The organism is Nocardia sp. BSTN01 (genome assembly GCF_015354405.1).
Lineage (GTDB): Bacteria > Actinomycetota > Actinomycetes > Mycobacteriales > Mycobacteriaceae > Nocardia.
Genome location: NZ_JADKYP010000022.1, coordinates 49,486 through 66,237 on the forward strand (window position 1 = coordinate 49,486; position 16,752 = coordinate 66,237).

General features: G+C 68.2%; 20 protein-coding genes. 9 read left to right on the forward strand and 11 right to left on the reverse strand.

Features of this window, described 5'->3' with window-relative positions; all coding sequences use genetic code 11:
* Positions 1 to 176 precede the first annotated feature (176 nt).
* Entirely contained in the window at positions 177 to 1,922 is a 1,746-nt protein-coding gene (gene ctaD, locus IRT45_RS19125; protein ID WP_194807213.1) for a cytochrome c oxidase subunit I, read from the forward strand.
* On the opposite strand, the gene yidC is transcribed toward ctaD, so the two are convergent.
* Together yidC and IRT45_RS19135 are read right to left on the reverse strand one after the other, a co-directional pair.
* A complete protein-coding gene (yidC, locus tag IRT45_RS19130) occupies positions 1,919 to 2,752 on the reverse strand; it encodes a membrane protein insertase YidC (RefSeq protein ID WP_194807214.1) in 834 nt (277 codons plus the stop codon). The two genes, ctaD and yidC, sit on opposite strands and share 4 nt — an antisense overlap.
* A gap of 113 nt (positions 2,753 to 2,865) precedes the next feature.
* Positions 2,866 to 3,162 carry a DUF6412 domain-containing protein gene (locus IRT45_RS19135; RefSeq protein ID WP_194807215.1) on the reverse strand — a complete coding sequence of 99 codons (297 nt, stop codon included), beginning with the start codon at positions 3,160 to 3,162 and terminating at the stop codon, positions 2,866 to 2,868.
* A 127-nt stretch (positions 3,163 to 3,289) separates the two neighbouring features.
* On the opposite strand from IRT45_RS19135, the gene IRT45_RS19140 reads away from it, so the two are divergent.
* Positions 3,290 to 4,384: a dihydrodipicolinate reductase gene (locus IRT45_RS19140; protein ID WP_194807216.1), complete on the forward strand. Its 1,095-nt coding sequence runs from the start codon at positions 3,290 to 3,292 to the stop codon at positions 4,382 to 4,384.
* Complete coding sequence (locus tag IRT45_RS19145) at positions 4,381 to 4,860, forward strand: carboxymuconolactone decarboxylase family protein (RefSeq protein ID WP_039776864.1); 480 nt, start codon at positions 4,381 to 4,383, stop codon at positions 4,858 to 4,860. Before IRT45_RS19140 ends, IRT45_RS19145 begins: the two co-directional genes overlap by 4 nt.
* 26 nt (positions 4,861 to 4,886) lie before the next feature.
* On the opposite strand, the gene IRT45_RS19150 is transcribed toward IRT45_RS19145, so the two are convergent.
* The 5 genes from IRT45_RS19150 to IRT45_RS19170 form a co-directional block, all read right to left on the reverse strand.
* Positions 4,887 to 5,528, reverse strand: a complete 642-nt coding sequence (locus IRT45_RS19150) for a hypothetical protein (protein ID WP_194807217.1) — start codon at positions 5,526 to 5,528, stop codon at positions 4,887 to 4,889.
* A 22-nt stretch (positions 5,529 to 5,550) separates the two neighbouring features.
* Positions 5,551 to 6,507 (reverse strand): MlaD family protein, encoded by a 957-nt coding sequence (locus IRT45_RS19155; RefSeq protein WP_194807218.1) that lies wholly within the window; start codon positions 6,505 to 6,507, stop codon positions 5,551 to 5,553.
* On the reverse strand, positions 6,504 to 7,565 hold the full coding sequence (locus IRT45_RS19160) for an MlaD family protein (RefSeq protein WP_194807219.1): 1,062 nt from the start codon (positions 7,563 to 7,565) through the stop codon (positions 6,504 to 6,506). The genes IRT45_RS19155 and IRT45_RS19160 overlap by 4 nt, the downstream gene beginning before the upstream one ends.
* Positions 7,562 to 8,683 (reverse strand): MCE family protein, encoded by a 1,122-nt coding sequence (locus IRT45_RS19165; protein ID WP_194807220.1) that lies wholly within the window; start codon positions 8,681 to 8,683, stop codon positions 7,562 to 7,564. Before IRT45_RS19165 ends, IRT45_RS19160 begins: the two co-directional genes overlap by 4 nt.
* Positions 8,684 to 8,822: 139 nt before the next feature.
* Positions 8,823 to 9,257, reverse strand: coding sequence for a MarR family winged helix-turn-helix transcriptional regulator (locus IRT45_RS19170; protein WP_194807221.1), 435 nt, complete (start codon positions 9,255 to 9,257; stop codon positions 8,823 to 8,825).
* Positions 9,258 to 9,339: 82 nt separating this feature from the next.
* Between IRT45_RS19170 and IRT45_RS19175 the strand changes: the two genes are divergently transcribed.
* Positions 9,340 to 10,242 carry a PHB depolymerase family esterase gene (locus IRT45_RS19175; protein WP_194807222.1) on the forward strand — a complete coding sequence of 301 codons (903 nt, stop codon included), beginning with the start codon at positions 9,340 to 9,342 and terminating at the stop codon, positions 10,240 to 10,242.
* Entirely contained in the window at positions 10,239 to 10,805 is a 567-nt protein-coding gene (locus tag IRT45_RS19180; protein WP_194807223.1) for a YbhB/YbcL family Raf kinase inhibitor-like protein, read from the forward strand. The genes IRT45_RS19175 and IRT45_RS19180 overlap by 4 nt, the downstream gene beginning before the upstream one ends.
* Before the next feature lie 3 nt (positions 10,806 to 10,808).
* Here IRT45_RS19180 and IRT45_RS19185 read toward each other — a convergent pair whose 3' ends face one another.
* A complete protein-coding gene (locus IRT45_RS19185; protein ID WP_194807224.1) occupies positions 10,809 to 11,756 on the reverse strand; it encodes a phosphotransferase in 948 nt (315 codons plus the stop codon).
* A gap of 93 nt (positions 11,757 to 11,849) precedes the next feature.
* Here IRT45_RS19185 and IRT45_RS19190 point away from each other — a divergent pair, with 93 nt between their 5' ends.
* Together IRT45_RS19190 and IRT45_RS19195 are read left to right on the forward strand one after the other, a co-directional pair.
* Entirely contained in the window at positions 11,850 to 12,296 is a 447-nt protein-coding gene (locus tag IRT45_RS19190; protein WP_051024370.1) for a MarR family winged helix-turn-helix transcriptional regulator, read from the forward strand.
* 22 nt (positions 12,297 to 12,318) lie between these two features.
* Complete coding sequence (locus IRT45_RS19195) at positions 12,319 to 13,281, forward strand: MBL fold metallo-hydrolase (protein WP_228534597.1); 963 nt, start codon at positions 12,319 to 12,321, stop codon at positions 13,279 to 13,281.
* Here IRT45_RS19195 and IRT45_RS19200 read toward each other — a convergent pair.
* Positions 13,253 to 13,900 carry a class I SAM-dependent methyltransferase gene (locus IRT45_RS19200; RefSeq protein WP_194807225.1) on the reverse strand — a complete coding sequence of 216 codons (648 nt, stop codon included), beginning with the start codon at positions 13,898 to 13,900 and terminating at the stop codon, positions 13,253 to 13,255. The genes IRT45_RS19195 and IRT45_RS19200 overlap by 29 nt on opposite strands.
* A 101-nt stretch (positions 13,901 to 14,001) precedes the next feature.
* Between IRT45_RS19200 and IRT45_RS19205 the strand changes: the two genes are divergently transcribed.
* The gene (locus IRT45_RS19205) at positions 14,002 to 14,742 is read left to right on the forward strand and encodes a VIT family protein (protein ID WP_309241052.1); all 741 of its coding nucleotides are present in this window, start codon (positions 14,002 to 14,004) and stop codon (positions 14,740 to 14,742) included.
* On the opposite strand, the gene IRT45_RS19210 is transcribed toward IRT45_RS19205, so the two are convergent.
* Together IRT45_RS19210 and IRT45_RS19215 are read right to left on the reverse strand one after the other, a co-directional pair.
* Positions 14,739 to 15,398, reverse strand: coding sequence for a pentapeptide repeat-containing protein (locus tag IRT45_RS19210; RefSeq protein WP_194807226.1), 660 nt, complete (start codon positions 15,396 to 15,398; stop codon positions 14,739 to 14,741). The genes IRT45_RS19205 and IRT45_RS19210 overlap by 4 nt on opposite strands.
* A 41-nt stretch (positions 15,399 to 15,439) precedes the next feature.
* Entirely contained in the window at positions 15,440 to 15,877 is a 438-nt protein-coding gene (locus IRT45_RS19215) for a hypothetical protein (RefSeq protein WP_194807227.1), read from the reverse strand.
* Positions 15,878 to 15,962: 85 nt separating this feature from the next.
* Between IRT45_RS19215 and IRT45_RS19220 the strand changes: the two genes are divergently transcribed.
* Complete coding sequence (locus IRT45_RS19220) at positions 15,963 to 16,748, forward strand: helix-turn-helix domain-containing protein (RefSeq protein WP_194807228.1); 786 nt, start codon at positions 15,963 to 15,965, stop codon at positions 16,746 to 16,748.
* Positions 16,749 to 16,752 lie beyond the last annotated feature (4 nt).

Here is a 16,752-nt window from a genome sequence, read left to right on the forward strand (position 1 = left end):
TTCCAGCGATCCACGTGGTCGTTCCGGCGATCCATCCGCCGCGAAGTGGGTATCGATGGGAGCATGGGCCCGTCCCGAAGATCACGACCGATCGCACATCGATGCCCGGCGGGATTCGAACACGTTGATCTTGCCGCGGTGCCACACTCGAAGATGGTTGGGCTCGAGGAGGAACTGTGACTACAGCACCATCTCGCGGCGCCGCCGAGATCGAAGCCGTAAGGCCTTATCCCCGGCGGATCGCCCCGAAGGGTTCGCAGATCTGGACGATCGTCACGACGACCGATCCGAAGCTGCTCGGCATGATGTACATCGTCAGCTCGATGGCGTTCTTCCTCGTCGGCGGGCTGATGGCATTGCTGATGCGGTCCGAACTCGCCCGCCCGGGCCTGCAGTTCCTGTCGCCGGAGCAGTTCAATCAGCTGTTCACCATGCACGGCACCCTGATGCTGCTGTTCTATGCCACGCCCATCGTGTTCGGCTTCGCCAACTGCATCCTGCCGTTGCAGATCGGCGCGCCCGATGTGGCGTTCCCGCGACTGAACGCGCTCAGCTACTGGCTCTATCTCTTCGGCGCCTCGATGGCCACCGCCGGATTCGTCACTCCCGGCGGCGCCGCGGACTTCGGCTGGACCGCCTACACCCCGCTGTCGGACGTGGTGCACTCCCCCGGCGTCGGCTGCGACATGTGGATTCTGGGTCTGGCCGTCTCCGGTCTGGGCACCATTCTCGGTGCGGTCAATATGCTCACCACCGTGGTCGTGCTGCGCGCGCCGGGGATGACCCTGTTCCGGATGCCGCTGTTCACCTGGAACATCGTGGTCACCAGCGTACTGGTCCTGCTGGCCTTCCCGATCCTCACCGCGGCGCTCATGGCGCTGGCCTACGACCGTCATCTCGGTGGCCACATCTACGATCCCGCCACCGGCGGCAACCTGCTCTACCAGCATCTGTTCTGGTACTTCGGCCATCCCGAGGTGTACATCATCGCGCTGCCGTTCTTCGGCATCGTCACCGAGATCTTCCCGGTGTTCAGCCGCAAACCGGTATTCGGCTACACCGCGCTGGTCTACGCCACGATGAGTATCGGGGCGCTGTCGGTGGCGGTGTGGGCGCACCACATGTTCGCCACCGGAGCCGTGCTGCTGCCCTACTTCTCGTTCATGACCTTCATGATCGCCGTCCCGACCGGAGTGAAGTTCTTCAACTGGATCGGCACCATGTGGAAGGGGCAGCTGACGTTCGAGACGCCGATGCTGTGGGCGCTGGGGTTCCTGGTCACCTTCCTGTTCGGCGGCCTGTCGGGTGTCATCCTCGCCAGCCCGCCGCTGGACTTCCACGTCACCGACACGTATTTCGTTGTGGCGCACTTCCATTACGTGTTGTTCGGGACGATCGTGTTCGCGACCTTCGGCGGTATCTACTTCTGGTTCCCGAAGATGACCGGCCGGCTGCTCGACGAGCGGCTCGGCAAGATCCACTTCTGGACCACCTTCCTGGGTTTCCACACCACCTTCCTGGTGCAGCACTGGCTGGGAAACGAAGGGATGCCGCGCCGCTACGCCGACTATCTGCCCTCCGACGGTTTCACCGCACTCAACACCGTGTCCACCATCGGCTCGTTCATCCTCGGCTTCTCGATGATCACCTTCGTCTGGAATGTGTTCCGCAGTTACCGCTACGGCGAGGTCGTCACGGTGGATGATCCGTGGGGGTACGGCAATTCGCTGGAATGGGCGACGACCTGCCCGCCGCCGCGGCACAACTTCTACGAACTGCCCCGGATCCGTTCGGAGCGACCGGCATTCGAGTTGCACTATCCGCACATGATCGATCGCCTGCGCGCCGAATCGCATATCGGCTGGGGCGCCCCGCATGCGGATGTCGAGGAGACCGCGGCGGCCGAACCGGAACGGGCCTAGATCGTCGGGACTGCCGGTGGCGGTAGGGGTTCCAGCGGGCCGAGCCTGCGATGGACCACATGCTGCTGCACGAAGGTCCAGGTGTTGCTGGTCGCGAAGTAGACCAGAATGCCGATCGGCATCACCAGGCCGGCGACCAGTGTGCCGAGCGGGAACAGCCACAGCGTCATCGCGTTGATGAGCCGCATCTGCGCAGTGGTCTCGAACTGGCGGGCGATCGACGCCCGCGCGGTGCAGTGGGTCGCGACGGCCGCGATCAGCACCAGCGGGAGCGCCACCACGGCCACCGACGCGACCGAATCGGTGGAGGTGAGCGTCGCCGACAGCGGCGCGCCGAACAGGTCGGCGTGCAGGAACGACCGCACCTGTTCCGGTGCGAACACGTAATTCGCGGTGTCGGCGTTCTGCGCCGCCGTCATCGCGGTGGAACTGCCGAGGAACGGCACATGCGAGACCGCGGTGCGGTCGAAGGAATGCAGCACGTGCAGCAGTCCCAGGAACATCAGCAACTGCGCGAGCACCGGCAGGCAGCCGCTGAGCACGTTGAAGTTGTGCTGCTGCTGCAATTTCCGGGTTTCCACGGCCAGCCGCTCGCGGTCGTCGCCGCATTCGGCACGCAACTGCCGCATCTTCGGTTGCAGCACGGCCATGGTGCGTGAGAAGCGGACCTGAGCCAGGAACGGCCGATACAGGACGGCGCGCAGGGTCACCACCAGCATGACGATCGCCAGGGCCCAGGACAGGCCGCTCGCGGCGCCGAACGGGACGGCGAATCCGGTGTGCCACAGCCAGAGAACGGCGGCGACCGGGTAGTACACGAAATCGAGCATGGGATATCACCTCACTTCGAGGCACCCGTGAAGGTACGGGCGAGTGAACGGGGTCGGCCGAGGAGCCGCGCGTTCACTGCGGCCGGCGAGAGCACCGGCGTGGTGACGCGCGATCAGCTCCGGTGACCCGGCGCCCTGGGCCGCACCCGGCCCGCCGTATCCGGATTGCTCTGTCGGAGAAAGGAACCCCGTCGCCGCTGCTGCGCGGAGCCGGGTGGGCCACTGTGGACCGCGACCCGCGCCGGCCGCATCCGGCCGGAACAGGCGGCGACCACCGCCAAGGCGAGAATCGCCGCGGCTCCGACCGCCAGCAGCGAATTCGGTTCGCCCGCAGGCACAACCGTGACGGCGACGATGGACAGCGCGACGGCGCACAGCATCAGCGCCGCCGAACGGATCCTCATCACCATGCCGATCAGGGTACCGAACGTCCACGCCCGCCGAGCTCAGCCGACGACCTCATGTCCGGACGCGGGACCGCGGACCGACCCACGCAAAACGCCCACGGCAAACCAAGCGCTTGCTAGTCTCGGTGAGATGATCTCGACGATCGTCTGGGGCACGGGCAATGTCGGCCGTGCCGCGATCCGCGCCGTGCACGCACACCCCGAACTGGAATTGACCGGGGTGCTGGTGCACGATCCGGCGAAGGTCGGGCGCGATGCGGGCCGGCTGGCCGGACTCGACCACGACTTCGGCGTCACGGCCTCGGCCGATGTCGACGCCCTACTGGCGCGCCATCCCCGGGCGGTCGTGTACGCCGCGTCCGGCGATATCCGGCCCGACGACGCACTGCGCGATATCGTCACCGCGATCCGGGCCGGCGCGGTGGTCGTCACGCCCGCGCTGTACGCGCTCTACGATCCCCGCAACGCCCCCGCCGAAGTACGCGAGCCGGTGCGGGCGGCGATCGCGGCGGGCGGCGGCTCGCTGTTCGTCTCCGGTATCGACCCCGGGTGGGGTAACGACGTGCTGCCACTGCTCGTGAGCGGGCTGGGGCACCGGGTGGACACGATCCGCTGTCAGGAGATCTTCGACTATTCCACCTACGATCAGCCGGATTCGGTGCGTTACCTGGTCGGGATGGGCCAGCCGATGGACTACGAACCGCCGATGACCGCGCCCGGTGTCCCGACCATGGTGTGGGGCGGGCAGATTCGGCTGATGGCACGCGCCCTGGGCGCCGAACTCGACGGAATCCGCGAGACGCTGGACCGGCGCGCCCTCGACACCACGGTGACCACCGCGGCGATGGGTGACTTCGAGGCGGGCACCCAGGGCGCGGTGCGGTTCGAGGTGCAGGGCATGGTCGGCGGCCGGCCGCGCATCGTGATCGAACACGTCACCCGCATCCATCCCGACTGCGCAGGCGACTGGCCGCGGCCGCCCGACGGTGCGGGCGCGCATCGCATCATCGTGGAGGGCGATCCGCGCATCGAGGTGACCGTCGAGGCCGAGACCGAGGGCGGTAACCGGGCCGCCGGCGGAAATGCCACGGCCGTCGGCAGATTGGTCAATGCCATCGACTGGCTGGCCGCGGCCGAGCCCGGTCTCTACGACGCCCTCGACGTCCCCTTGCGCCCCGCCGTCGGCAGATTCGCGAGCGCCCCATCCGAAAGGACACCGCAATGAACATCGATATCCCCGAGGGGAAGGATCCGATCGGCTACGTCTGGGGTGAGATGGTGCCGGGTATCGGGCCCGCCGCCTCGAAGTTGTCGCTGGCGGTCTACTCGCACAGCACCCTCGGACTGCGTGAGTTCGAGGCGGCGCGGCTGCGGATCGCCCAGATCAACGGTTGCCTGTTCTGTCAGGACTGGCGCACCGAACGCGACGGGCAGAAGGTCGAAGTCGGTTTCGACCAGGCTGTCACCGAGTGGCGCACCACCGATTCGTTCGACGATCGGACCCGGCTGGCCGCCGAATACGCCGAACGCTACGTGCTCGATCACCACAACCTGGACGACGAGTTCTGGACCCGGATGCGGGCGCACTACAGTCAGGCCGAAATCGTCGAGTTGAGCATGTGCATCGGCTCGTGGCTGGCGTTCGGCCGGCTCAACCGCGTGCTGGGACTCGACACCGTGTGCGTGCTACCGGGCCACTGACCGCTGCTCCTGCGTGAGCAGGGCTGTCACTGCTTGGGCAGGGCCCCGGCCATTCCGCCGACATCGGTCACCTTCCAGCCGCTGCTCGGATCGATGTCGACCGTGTAGGTGACGGTGGTCTGCGCACCCTGTGGCGTCTGCGCGCTGGTGGAGGTGACGTCGAGGAAGACGTCGACCTTGTAGACGCCGTTCTCGGCGCTCATCACCTTGGCGGCGATCGGATTCGCCGACGAGGTCCACTTCAGCGGGACCAGGATCTCCTGCAGCTTCGGTGCGGTGGCGTCGAATTTCTGCGCCAGTTGCGACGAGGTGCCGGCCTTCAGTTTGCCGATCCACGCGCCGACGTTCCGGTAGTCGATATTCGAGGCGCCGACCGCGTAATCGGTGGCGACCTGTTCGGCGTGCTGCTGCGCCGCCGCCCGGTCGTCGCGGTCGTGCAGATCGCCGCGCGCCGACAGCCACAGCGATCCGAAGACCGCGGCCGACGCGATCAGTGCCATTCCGGCCGCCGCGGTGACGACGGTGGAGAGCCGGATCGATAGAGTGCGAGGCACTTTCGCGGTCGTCGCCCCGGTCTCGGGGGTGGCGGACTCGGTGGTGACAGGCAGGGAGGACTCGGCCTCCGCGTCGACTGCCCGCTTCGGTTCGGTACCAGTGTCGTTCGACATGGCGTCCTCCTTCTCGGTCGTACTACTTGACATTGATCCGCACCCGCACGGTTCCGTCGGTGCCCACATCGTCGAGGGCCTGCGTGATCAGACTGGAGATGTCGATGCGCGGCGCGGCGTTCGTGGTCGCCTCCGTGAGTGGCGCGAGCGCCGGCCCCAGGGACTTCAGCTCCGGGCCGAGTTCGGCCAGCCGGTCGGTCAGCTTCGCCAGGAACGGCGCCAGACCGTTGCCCTCGGTGTAGCTTCCGGCGGGGCGCGCGTCCACCATCCGGCCCACCGCCGCGACCAGATCGTTCAGGGCGTGGGTGAACCGCACGAATGCCGGCGCGGCCGTAGCGGTGGCTGGACCGGCCCACTCGATGTCGGCCGCCGCGGCCTGAAAGCTGTTGAGGAGATCCGCGATCCGCGGGCTGCGGCTCATGATCGCGGCCGCCAGCAGATCTCCGGATCGGGTGAGATTCGGAATCGCGGCGTCGGTGCCGTTCAGCGCGGAGCTCGCGGTGGTTACCAGCGTGCCCACCACCCCGGGATCGAGCTGGTTCATGGTCTCGGTGACCATCCGCGCGACGTCCGGAATCGACAGCGGCATGCGCACATTCGACGTTTCCAGACACTGGCCGTCGTGCAGGTACGGCCCGTTGCCGGTGACGGGCCGGAATTCGACATACGGTTCGCCGAGGGCCGACAGATGTTCGATGGTCACCGTGCTGTCGGCCGGCACCCGTTTGTCCGCGGCCAGCCGCATGCCGACCTCGACACCGGCGGCGGTATGACGCACGGCGGTCACCCGGCCGACCTCGAGCCCGGTGAGCAGCACAGGCGATCCGACCCCCAGCCCCCCGGAATCCGTCAGCACCATAGTGGTTCGGTTGTAGTCGGCGAAGGGATCGGCGCGGACGACGCCGAAGGTCAGATAGCTCGCTCCCAGGACGGTGATCGCGACGATGCCGCCCAACGAGGTCAGCGCACCCCACCTCATCGCACCACTCCGATCATCCGCAGGGTCGCCAGGATGCGGTCGGTCTGCTGATCGGGCGGCACGTCCGCCGACGCGTCCGAGCGCACGCCGACGATGTTCACCTTCGGCCCGCGCTCGACGAACGGAATCAGCTTGTCGCGCAACAGTTCCACGACGGCCTGCAGATTCGACGGCCGGCTCAGATCCACCGGGCCGGCCGAGAGCAGCAGCGGCGCGAACGCCTGGGCCGCCCCGTCGGCATCACGCAGCACGGGCCCGAGCCAGGCCAGCGACGCACCCACCGGCCCCAGCCCACCGAAGATCTTCGTCACGCCCACGATGGAGCCGGTGATGCCGTTCATCTGATCGACCGAGGTACGGCTGAGGATATCGTCGAGTTCCGGCTGAATATCGTGCAGCACCTGCGCGTTCGTGCCCAGGCCGTTGAGCAGCGCGTCGACGCTGTCCAGGTTGTCCGCCAGATCCGTGGCATCGGTAGCCATGGTGTGCGAGAGCCGGGCGGTCTGCGCCGGATCCTGCGGCAGCGTGCGATTGAACTGCTCGATGACGTCCTGCAGTTGGGTCACCGCACCGCCCTGGGTGAACGCGGCGATCAACGCCATCGTGTCCTCCAGTTGCACAGGCGGTTTCGACTGTGCCATCGGAATCGTGGATCCGTCGTGCAGCAGGATGCCGAAACCGTTCGGCGGGGTGGTCAGTGCGACGTGGATATCGCCGAGCACCGTGTTCTGCCGCAGCTCGGCGACGGTGGACGCGGGAAGGCGCACGGACTTCGAGATGTCGGCGTCGACCACGACGTAGCCACCGCGGCCGCCCGCGGCGCCCGGTTTCACGACGGTCACCCCGGAGACCGTGCCGACCTGCGCACCATTGGCCATGATCTTGGCGCGCGCCGGCAGGTTCAGCACATTCGAGAACTCGATGCGCACGCGGTAGGTCGGGCCGGACACCGTGGTTCCCGGCACCGGTACCGACGACGGGTCGAACGCGCATCCGGCGGCCGACAGCGCGGCCGTCACGACGATCGCCGAGCCGAGCGTGAATCGCCGAAACCTCATCGCGCACCTGCCAATCCGAATATCAGGGCCGCCATGTCCACCTTCGCCAGACCGTCGGCCGCGGTGCAGCGTCCGGGGGCGAGGGCGTCGATCGCGGCGCACACCTGGTCAGCGTGGTCCTGCGCAATCGCCACCTTCGGCGGGGCGTAGCCGATGCCGGAGTCGCCGACCGTGTGCACGGCCTGGGCCAGAACCGGTGTCAGCGAGATCATCTGGGCCAGCGAGCCCACATTCGCCCGCAGGAATTTCACCAGCGGCACGGTGTCGTCGAGGGCGCGCATGATCGGATCGCCGAACAGGGTGGTGATGTCGTTGAGCATCGGCAGCACCTGACCGAGGCCGTCGAACAGCGCGGCGCCGGGCCGCAGCAGATCCTCGGTGGCCTGGTCCAGCACCGGGCCCAGGCGGGTGAGCATCATCTTCAGCTCACCCCAGTGCGCCTCCACATCCTTGGACACCGAGGCGAACGCATCGAAAATGCCTGCCAGATGCGCGATATCGGCGTCCGGCGCGGACAGCGCGGCGCCGAGCTTCCGCACCAGCGCGTTGATCTGCGGTCCGGTGCCCGCCGTAGCGTTGTTCAGCGAGGTGAGTCCGCGGGCGAGCGCGTCGGGGTGCGCGGCGTCGGGGCCCTGGATCTGCGACGACAGCTGGGCCAGCGCGTTCAGGGTGTCGCTGATGCTCTTGGGGGTCAGAGTTCTGGTGAGGCAGTGGGCGGGATCCCAGCGCGCGGTGTCCTTACCACCGGATACCACCGCGAGTTCACGGGAGGCGACGATGCTGTCCGACAGCGTCGTGGCACCGGCGTCGGCGACGACCGCCTGATCGGTGTCGACCTCGACGGTGGTGCGAAATGCCCTGCCCAGCAACGCGACAGCCCAGATTCGCACACCGAGCCCCGCGACCATGAGCGCGACTCCGGCGATTTGCCAGACGACGTCGTGACCGGCCGTGAAGCGCAGATCGCTGTCCGCCGGCAGCACGATCGACACCACATTCGCCACCCCGATCGTTGCCGCGACGACAATCATGATGGTGGTACGGGTTCCGCGGTCGCGAGCGGTGGATCCCTTGCTGCGCAACCGATCCCGGAGCGCCAGTCCGATCTCGAAGATCAACCAGATTCACGTCGTCACCACGGCGGCGTTCACGACGACCCTCCCACGGCCTCGCGGCGGACCGGATATCCGCCGGGACCGAATAGACCACCGCGGCCACGTCCGGCACATCGGGAAGGTCCCCGAGATCTTCCCCGATTCAGTCCAGGAGTTTGCCCAGAACCGGAAGGGACGCCGCCAGTTGCCGCTGTTCGGCGGGAGTCAGGCGAGCGGCGATCAGTTCGGCCAGGTGGCCGTAACCGGCCTCGCGCCGTTCGGACAACAGGTCCCGCCCGGCGTCGGTGATGTGCAACCGCTTGCGCCGCTGATCGTCGGGATCGGGTGTGCGCCTCAGCAGTCCCCGGTCTTCGAGGGCGGAGACCGCCACCGCGACGGTCTGATGGCGGATCTTGTCGGCCCGCGCCAGATCGGCCACCGTGGCCGGCCCCTCACGGTCGAGCCGCTTGAGAATCGACAACTGCGACAACGAGATACGGCGCGCCGGTGAGGCCGAGCGCATGCGCCGCACGAGTGCGCCGACCACACTCTGCAACTCCTCGGCGATCGCCTCCCGATTGTTCGTCGCGTCGTCCACGATCGATTAATCTACAGTACAACTGCGCAGTGTTACTGTATTGATTCGACGGCGAACGGGCACGCCGCACAGAGGGGAGCCGATGAGCGCCGCACTGATTCCGGGCGAGCTGACCCACGACGGCCGGCCGCGCAGCTTCCACCTGCGGTCACCCCGGGAACCGGACAGTCCGCTGATCGTGGCGTTGCACGGAAATATGGGACCGGATGCCGAACGCGGCGGTCTGCTCATGCACGACTGGACCCGATTCGCCGATCACGCCGAGGACTGGGGCGTCGGTGTCGTGTATCCCGACGGTTGCTGCGGCAGTTGGGCCGACGGCCGCGGCGTCACGGCCGCGGAGGAGAACGGGGTCGACGATGTGGGGTTCCTGCGCAGCCTGATCGACTGGTGCGCGGACACGTACGGGACCGCGGCCGATCGAACACTGGTGGCCGGAATATCCAACGGCGCCTTCATGTCTCATCGACTCGCGCTCGAATGCAGCGAACGGGTCGCCGTCCTCGCCGCGGTGGCCGGGGCGCTGCCCGCCGACCTGACCGCGGCGCGCCCGACCCATGCGGTGTCGGCGATGCTGATCAACGGCGATGCCGATCCCTTGGTCCCGCTCGCGGGCGGCCACTCCCGCCACCGCGGGCCGAACGGTGAACCGCGCGGACGGATTCTCGGCGCCGCCGCGACCGCCGACCACTGGGCGCGCCTCGACCGGTGCACGAGCGACCGAACCACCGTCACGACCACCGGCTCGCGCCGCGTCACCGCCGCCCACGGCATCGCCGGTACCACCGTCACGGCATGGACGGTTTTCGGCGGCGGCCACACCTGGCCGGGCGTCGCCGTGCCGGAGGAATGGGCCGGTACTCCCGGCGCGGCATCCACCCTGGAATTCGATGCCACAGTCGAAATCCATCACTTCGCCCGCCCGCTCCTGCGACCGGCGGCGCGGCGGCTACTTCCACCCCGGTCGGAGAAGGAGAACCGATGAGTATTCTCGGCAAGCTGCTCGCCCATCGCCGCGCCGGTGAATCGGAACTGGCATGGAATCAGCCGAACTTGCTCGGCGGCACTGCTTTTCGACTCACGAGTCCGGACTTCGAGCCGGAGACCACGCTCGACATCCGGCACGCCTCCCGCCGGATCGGCGGCGCCGACGAGTCTCCCGCCTTGAGCTGGAGCGGCGCGCCCGACACTGCGACGGGCTATCTGCTGGTCGTCGAGGATCCCGACGCTCCGATGCGGAAGCCGTTCGTGCACTGCGTCGCGTTGCTCGAGCCGTCGGTGCGGAACCTGTCCCGCAACGCGTTACGCGCCGATACCGACGAAGCGGGCGTGCGGGTACTGCGGTCCGGATTCGGCCGCGGGTACCTGGGCCCCGCGCCGGTCAAGGGGCACGGACCGCACCGGTACGTCTTCGAGTTGTTCGCCCTCGGCGCACCCCTCACCACCGCCGCGGGCAAACCCGTCGAGAGTGCGAAACCCCGGCAGGTGTTCGCGGCCGCACAGGCGGTGGGCCGGGCGAGGATCGACGGATTCTACGAACGTCGCTGAGGCTCAGGACATGCCGTTCGGCCGATAGCTGCGCAGCGCCTGCCGCAGGACCGTCAGACGCTGTTCGCGAAAGTCCGTCCGGTCCTGTTCGATGGCGTCCAGCACGTCGAGTGCGGGATCGGCACACGCCCAGAAGCGCAGCTTGTTCTCGATGACGGGCCCGAGATCCTTTGCCCGACACCGCTGGATCTCGCGCACGAACTCGTGCCCCGCCTCCGGGTACAGGTAGCAGAGGTCGTAGTCGGGGTCACCGATCTCGACATCGCCGAAGTCGATCAAGCCGCTGATCGTGCCGCCGCTGATCAACAGGTGATCCAGGCTCAGATCGGCATGGATGAGCGTCGGTTCGAAGGCGAAGTTGGCATCGTCGTCGAGGTATCGCTGCCATGCTCCGGACAGCTCCGCGGCCTCGGCCGCCTCCAGCAACGGAAGCACCTCGGCACGAACGGACTTCAGATCCGCGGCGAAATCACCTCGCAGATCGGTGACCTCGACACCGAAGTCCCGGGCGCGGTCCACCGGAAACGAGTGGACCCGTTCGATCAACACCGCGATCGTCCGTGCGGTATCGGCACGCAGCAGTCCCCGCTCGGCCCATTCGGCTTCATCGAGCGATTCGCCCGGCACGAGCGGATACACGCAGAACTGCCCCGGCCCCAGCGGATTCGGCGCGGTGAACAGGAACTGCGGAATCGGCACCGGCAGCAGCGGGGCCAACTCCGGAAGCAACCCGGCCTCGCGGGCGATCCCTTCCGCCCCGTGCGGGTCCTGCGGCAGGCGCAGCACATAGGCCTCTTCCGCCGAATCCAGCTGGAGCGCAACGCTGTCCAAACCCGCGCCCAGCAGGCGCAGTGCACCGTCCGCCAACTCCGGCCGGGGCGAGTCCGCCAGAGCGCCGCGTACCCGGGCCTGCCAATCGGGAGGAAGTTCCACGCTCGCGCGCATGTCCATGTCCGCATCGTAGAACCGGTGTCCAGCGGTTATCGCCGCCCGGCGATCCGCGCAGGCGGGCGGGCGGGGTGACGGCCGTCTAAGATCGGCGGCGTGCCGGAATCCGGGAGCTCAGTACCCGCCTCGGTCCAGGTGTGGCGGGCGCTGCAGCGGGTGTACGTCGACCTGCGCCCGGAACTGGATGCCGAACTGCGCCGGGGCCACGGCATGCCCGCCAGCTGGTACGACATGCTCGTGGAACTCGCGGGCACCACCCGCCTGCGGATGAGCGACCTCGGGGAGACCATGGTGCTCAGCCGCACCCGGGTGAGCCGGCTGGTCACCGAATTGGAGGCGCGCGGCCTGGTCACTCGCGAAACCAATCCCGCGGACGGCCGATCGGCGTATGTCGCCATCACCGCGGCCGGGCGGCAGCGGTTGCACGAGGCCACCCCGCACCACCACGCGGTCGTCGATCAGCATTTCGCCGGTCTGGCCGCCGACGAACTCGGCGCCCTCGCCACCGCCCTGCACAAGGTGCTCGCCGACGACCGGCCTTGACCCGGTCGCGCACAATGGACCGATGTCCGCTCTCTCGACGGTGCTCGACCCGCTTCGGCACACCGCCGGCTATGCCCGCTACTTCCTGAACAAGAGCGCGCGCGACCGCGAGGACGCGCAGGCGTTGCGCGAGCTCGAGGCCCGGCCGCTCCCGCTGCCGGCCGGTCTGGAGATCGAATGGCTGGGCACCGCCGGATACCGGATGACCTACGAGGGCGTGACGCTGCTCGTCGATCCGTTCCTCACCCGGGTGCCGCTGTCGACGGTGGTACGCCGCCGCACGGCACTTCCCGATCCCACATCGATCGACCGCTTCCTGCCGGGCCTCGACAAGGTGGCGGGAATCGTTGTCGGACACGGTCATTGGGATCATGCCTTGGACGCACCCGAGCTCGCGCGCCGCTTCGGCTGCGCGGTCTACGGCTCACGATCGGTGCGCAATCTCATGGATCTGCACGGGCTCGGCGAGCGCGGTGTGGAGGTGGAACCGTACCGTCGCTACGAACTCGGGCCGTTCACGGTGACCTTCGTGCCGAGCGTGCATTCGAAGATCCCCTTCGGCACCCGGATCCCGTCCCCCGGCGACACCAGTTGCGATTACCTGGCCGCACTGGCGCCGATGGCCTACGGCTGCGGACAGACCTGGGGCATCCACATCGCGGTGGCCGGTGTCGAGATCTATCACCAGGGCAGCGCCGACCTCGTCGACGAGGCGATCCGGCATCGCGACGTCGACATCTTCCTCGCCGGGGTGGCCGGACGGTCGGTGACGCCGGACTACTGGCGCCGGATCCTGACCCGGCTGCGCCCCGCCACCGTGGTGCCCATGCACTACGACGATTTCCTGCGGCCGCTCGACGCCTCGATGGGCTTCACCATCGATATCGCCCTGGCCTCGGTGCCCGACGAGATCGGCGCCGTGAGCCGCGCGATCGACGTGGTCGCCCTGCCGGTGCTCAGTCCTCGCGCACCCGGCGGCCGATGAGCAGATGAGCCGGAATCGGCTGCCGGTCGATCTGCCGGTGTTCGACCGCCAGCCCGGCTCGTTCCAGCGCATCCGATACGTCGTCGACCGGCCGCAACCGGAAGCCGTGCGCGGTGAACGGCATTCGCGCCATCGCCACCGGATCCCCGATACCGACCACCACCCGGCCGCCGGGGCGCAGCACGCGCGCCAACTCCGCGCAGGCCCGGTCCAGATCATCGACGAAATAGACGGTATTCACCGTGATCGCCGCGTCCAGGCTCGCCGAGGCGAGCGGTAATTCGGTGAGTCCGCCCTCGACGATCCGCAGCCGGCCGGTGCCGATGTCACGGGTGAAGCGAGCCCGGGCCCGCGCCGACATATCCGGAGAGATCTCCACACCGTGCACGGTCCCGGCCTCGCCGACCTCGCGCAGCAGGATCGACAGCCCCACACCGCCGCCGAAACCGATATCGGCCGCGGTCTGGCCCGCACCCACCTCGGCCGCCTCGATCGCGGCGTCGATGGCGAAGCGATTGGCCCGGTTCAGCATCCGCGCGACCACCTTGCCCAGCACCCCGTGCGGATTGCCCAGCTGCGCGGCGACCGTGGACATAGCGCGCGTGACAAGGGAATTCATGCCACGCATGCTACCGATAGGGAGTGCGCCGCACCGGCGGTCGCGGCTCGCCTGCGGCGCGGATCCACCGCCCGGCCCGGTCGGCGGCCTACTCTGCATCCGTGGACGACTCCGACAATGTGCGCGACACCGGGAGCTGGAAACATCCGCACGAACCGCACGGCGGAGGTTTCGCGTCCCGGCTGAACTGGTTGCGCGCCGGGGTGCTGGGCGCCAACGACGGCATCGTGTCGACCGCGGGCCTGGTGGTGGGTGTCGCCTCGGCCACCGCGGCCACCACGCCCATCCTCACCGCGGGTGTGGCCGGGCTGGTCGCGGGTGCGCTGTCGATGGCGGTCGGCGAATACGTCTCGGTCAGCACCCAGCGCGACAGCGAACGCGCCCTGCTGTCGCAGGAGAAGCGCGAACTCGCCGAAGACCCCGATTACGAACTCGCCGAGTTGACCCAGATCTATCGGCACAAGGGGCTCACGGAGGCGACCGCGCGGCAGGTCGCGCGGGAATTGACCGCACACGATGCCTTCGCCGCCCACGCCGAGGCGGAATTGGGCCTGGACCCGAACGAGTTGACCAATCCGTGGCAGGCCGCGTTCTCCTCCGCGGTCTCGTTCACCTGCGGCGCCCTGCTGCCGCTGCTCGCGATTCTGCTGCCGCCGCCGACCTGGCGCATTCCGGTGACCTTCGCCGCGGTGCTGGTGGCGCTGGCCGCGACCGGATCGGTGAGCGCGCGACTGGGCGGCGGCAATCGGCGCCGGGCCGTGCTGCGGGTGGTGATCGGTGGCGCGCTGGCCATGGCGGTGACCTACGCTATCGGCCAGATCCCCGTGGTCTCCACCGGCTAGTCATGAATTCTGTTGTCGCGCACGATGATTCCCGCCGCTCGCGCGAAGGCGGGAGCCATCTCCATCAGCTGGGGTGTGGTGATGATCGCGCCCTTCAGTGTTCCGATATCGGCGATGAGGTCCAGCGCCGCCGCGCCGCGCAGATCGACATCCTTGAAGGTGGCGCCGTGCAGGGCGACACCTTCGAGCCGCGATCCGGGGAAATCGACCTTCCGGAGTGTGGCGGCGGAGAAGTCGGTGTCGCGGAAGACGCACTCGGCGAAGGTGACGTTCTGCAGGGTGGCCGCACGGAAGTTCACCGATTCGAATTTGCAGCCCTCGAAACGGATACGGCGCAGCTGCGCGTCGACGGCGACCACTCCGGACCATGCGGAGTCGACGAGTTCGGCATCCTGCCAACGGGTTTCGCAGGCATCGATTCCGATCCACCGCACCCCGCATAGCCAGACGTCGTCGAATCGGCAGTGATTCAGACTGCCGCCGCCGAGCACCACACCGGTCAGCGCCGACTCACTGAACCAGGAGCCACCGGCCGACACCTCGTCGACGGAGGTGGCGTCGAGGTGGACCCGCTCGTACTCGGTATCGGGGGCGAGCGGTTCCAGCAGCGGCGTCAGGCTCCGGGCATAGGGCAGGTCGGTGAGGTCGCGAGGCATTCCTGCACCCTAGACAGGCGCACCGACAGGTCCACGCCGGCTCAGTTCACGAATTCGTGGTCGGTGCGCACCCTCCCGTCGGGATCGAAGGTCAGCACCTCGAGTCCGGAGCCGGCGACGGTGCCGTCCGTGCGCGAGCGCATCACCCAGGTCAGCGCGACGGCGGCCCCGGCGTGGCGAACCGGCCCGCCCTCGGCTTCGAAGAAGTGCTCACCATCGGCGACGAACATCTCGTATGCCCGGGTGACGCGGGCGAACATCGCGTCGTAGCCGCGGACCTCGACCGCCGGGGCGGACACCCCGTAGTGGCGGGCGGTATCGCGAATACCCTCCGGCGGGTTGACCAGGATCTGATAGCCGTCCTCGGCCCAGACCTCGCGGATCAGCTCGCGGCGCCGGTCGGCATCGGGCTCGTTCCACTGGCCGATCCAGCGGTCGAGCAGATGCTTCAGTTCGATATCGGTGGGTTCGTAGCTCATGCCGCCGAGTCTGTCCGCCGGCGCGCACTCGCGCGATTCCCCGCAGGGTATGGCGGCGCGCCACGCCGAAGCCGACGATGATCCCATGACGACAGTCGCGCAACCGGGCCCCTTCGCACAGGAACTGCGACGCTGGCGAGGGCTGCGGCGGTGGAGCCAACTCGATCTGGCCATCCGCGCCGACACCACACAGCGCCATCTCAGTTATCTCGAACAGGGCCGTTCCCGGCCGGGTCGCGCCATCGTGCTGCGGCTGGCCGAATCGCTGGAACTGTCGCTGCGCGAACGCAACGCACTGCTGGCGACGGCCGGCTTCACCCCTGCCTACGACGAATCCGGCATCGACGCACCGCGATTGGCTCCGGTACGCGAGGCGCTGCGCACGATCCTGTCCGGGCATATGCCCTATCCGGCATTGATCGCCGACCGCTACGGAAGCCTGATCGAGGCGAACGCCGCCTTCGACGTCTTCACCGACGGCTGTGCGCCCGAACTGCTCACCGCGCCGATCAATGTGCGCCGCTTGGCATTACATCCGGACGGCCTGGCGCCGCGGGTGGTCAACTTCGCCGAATGGGGCCGGCACGTCACCGAATCCATGCGGGCGCGCAACCGCACGTCACCGGACCCGCGCGCCGAGGAACTGGTCGCCGAATTCGAGAGCTATCTCCCGGAGACCGACCCCGGACCCGGCTACCTCGGCTTCGCGGTGCCGCTGCGATTGCGCAGCGAGGCCGGTGAATTGCAATTGATCACCACACTCACCTCGTTCGCCACCGCCACCGACGTCTCGCTGGCGGAACTGCATCTCGAGGCCTTCCTGCCCGCCGACGAGTCCACCGCCGAGGCGCTCCGGCAGCGCGTCGGGTGAACTG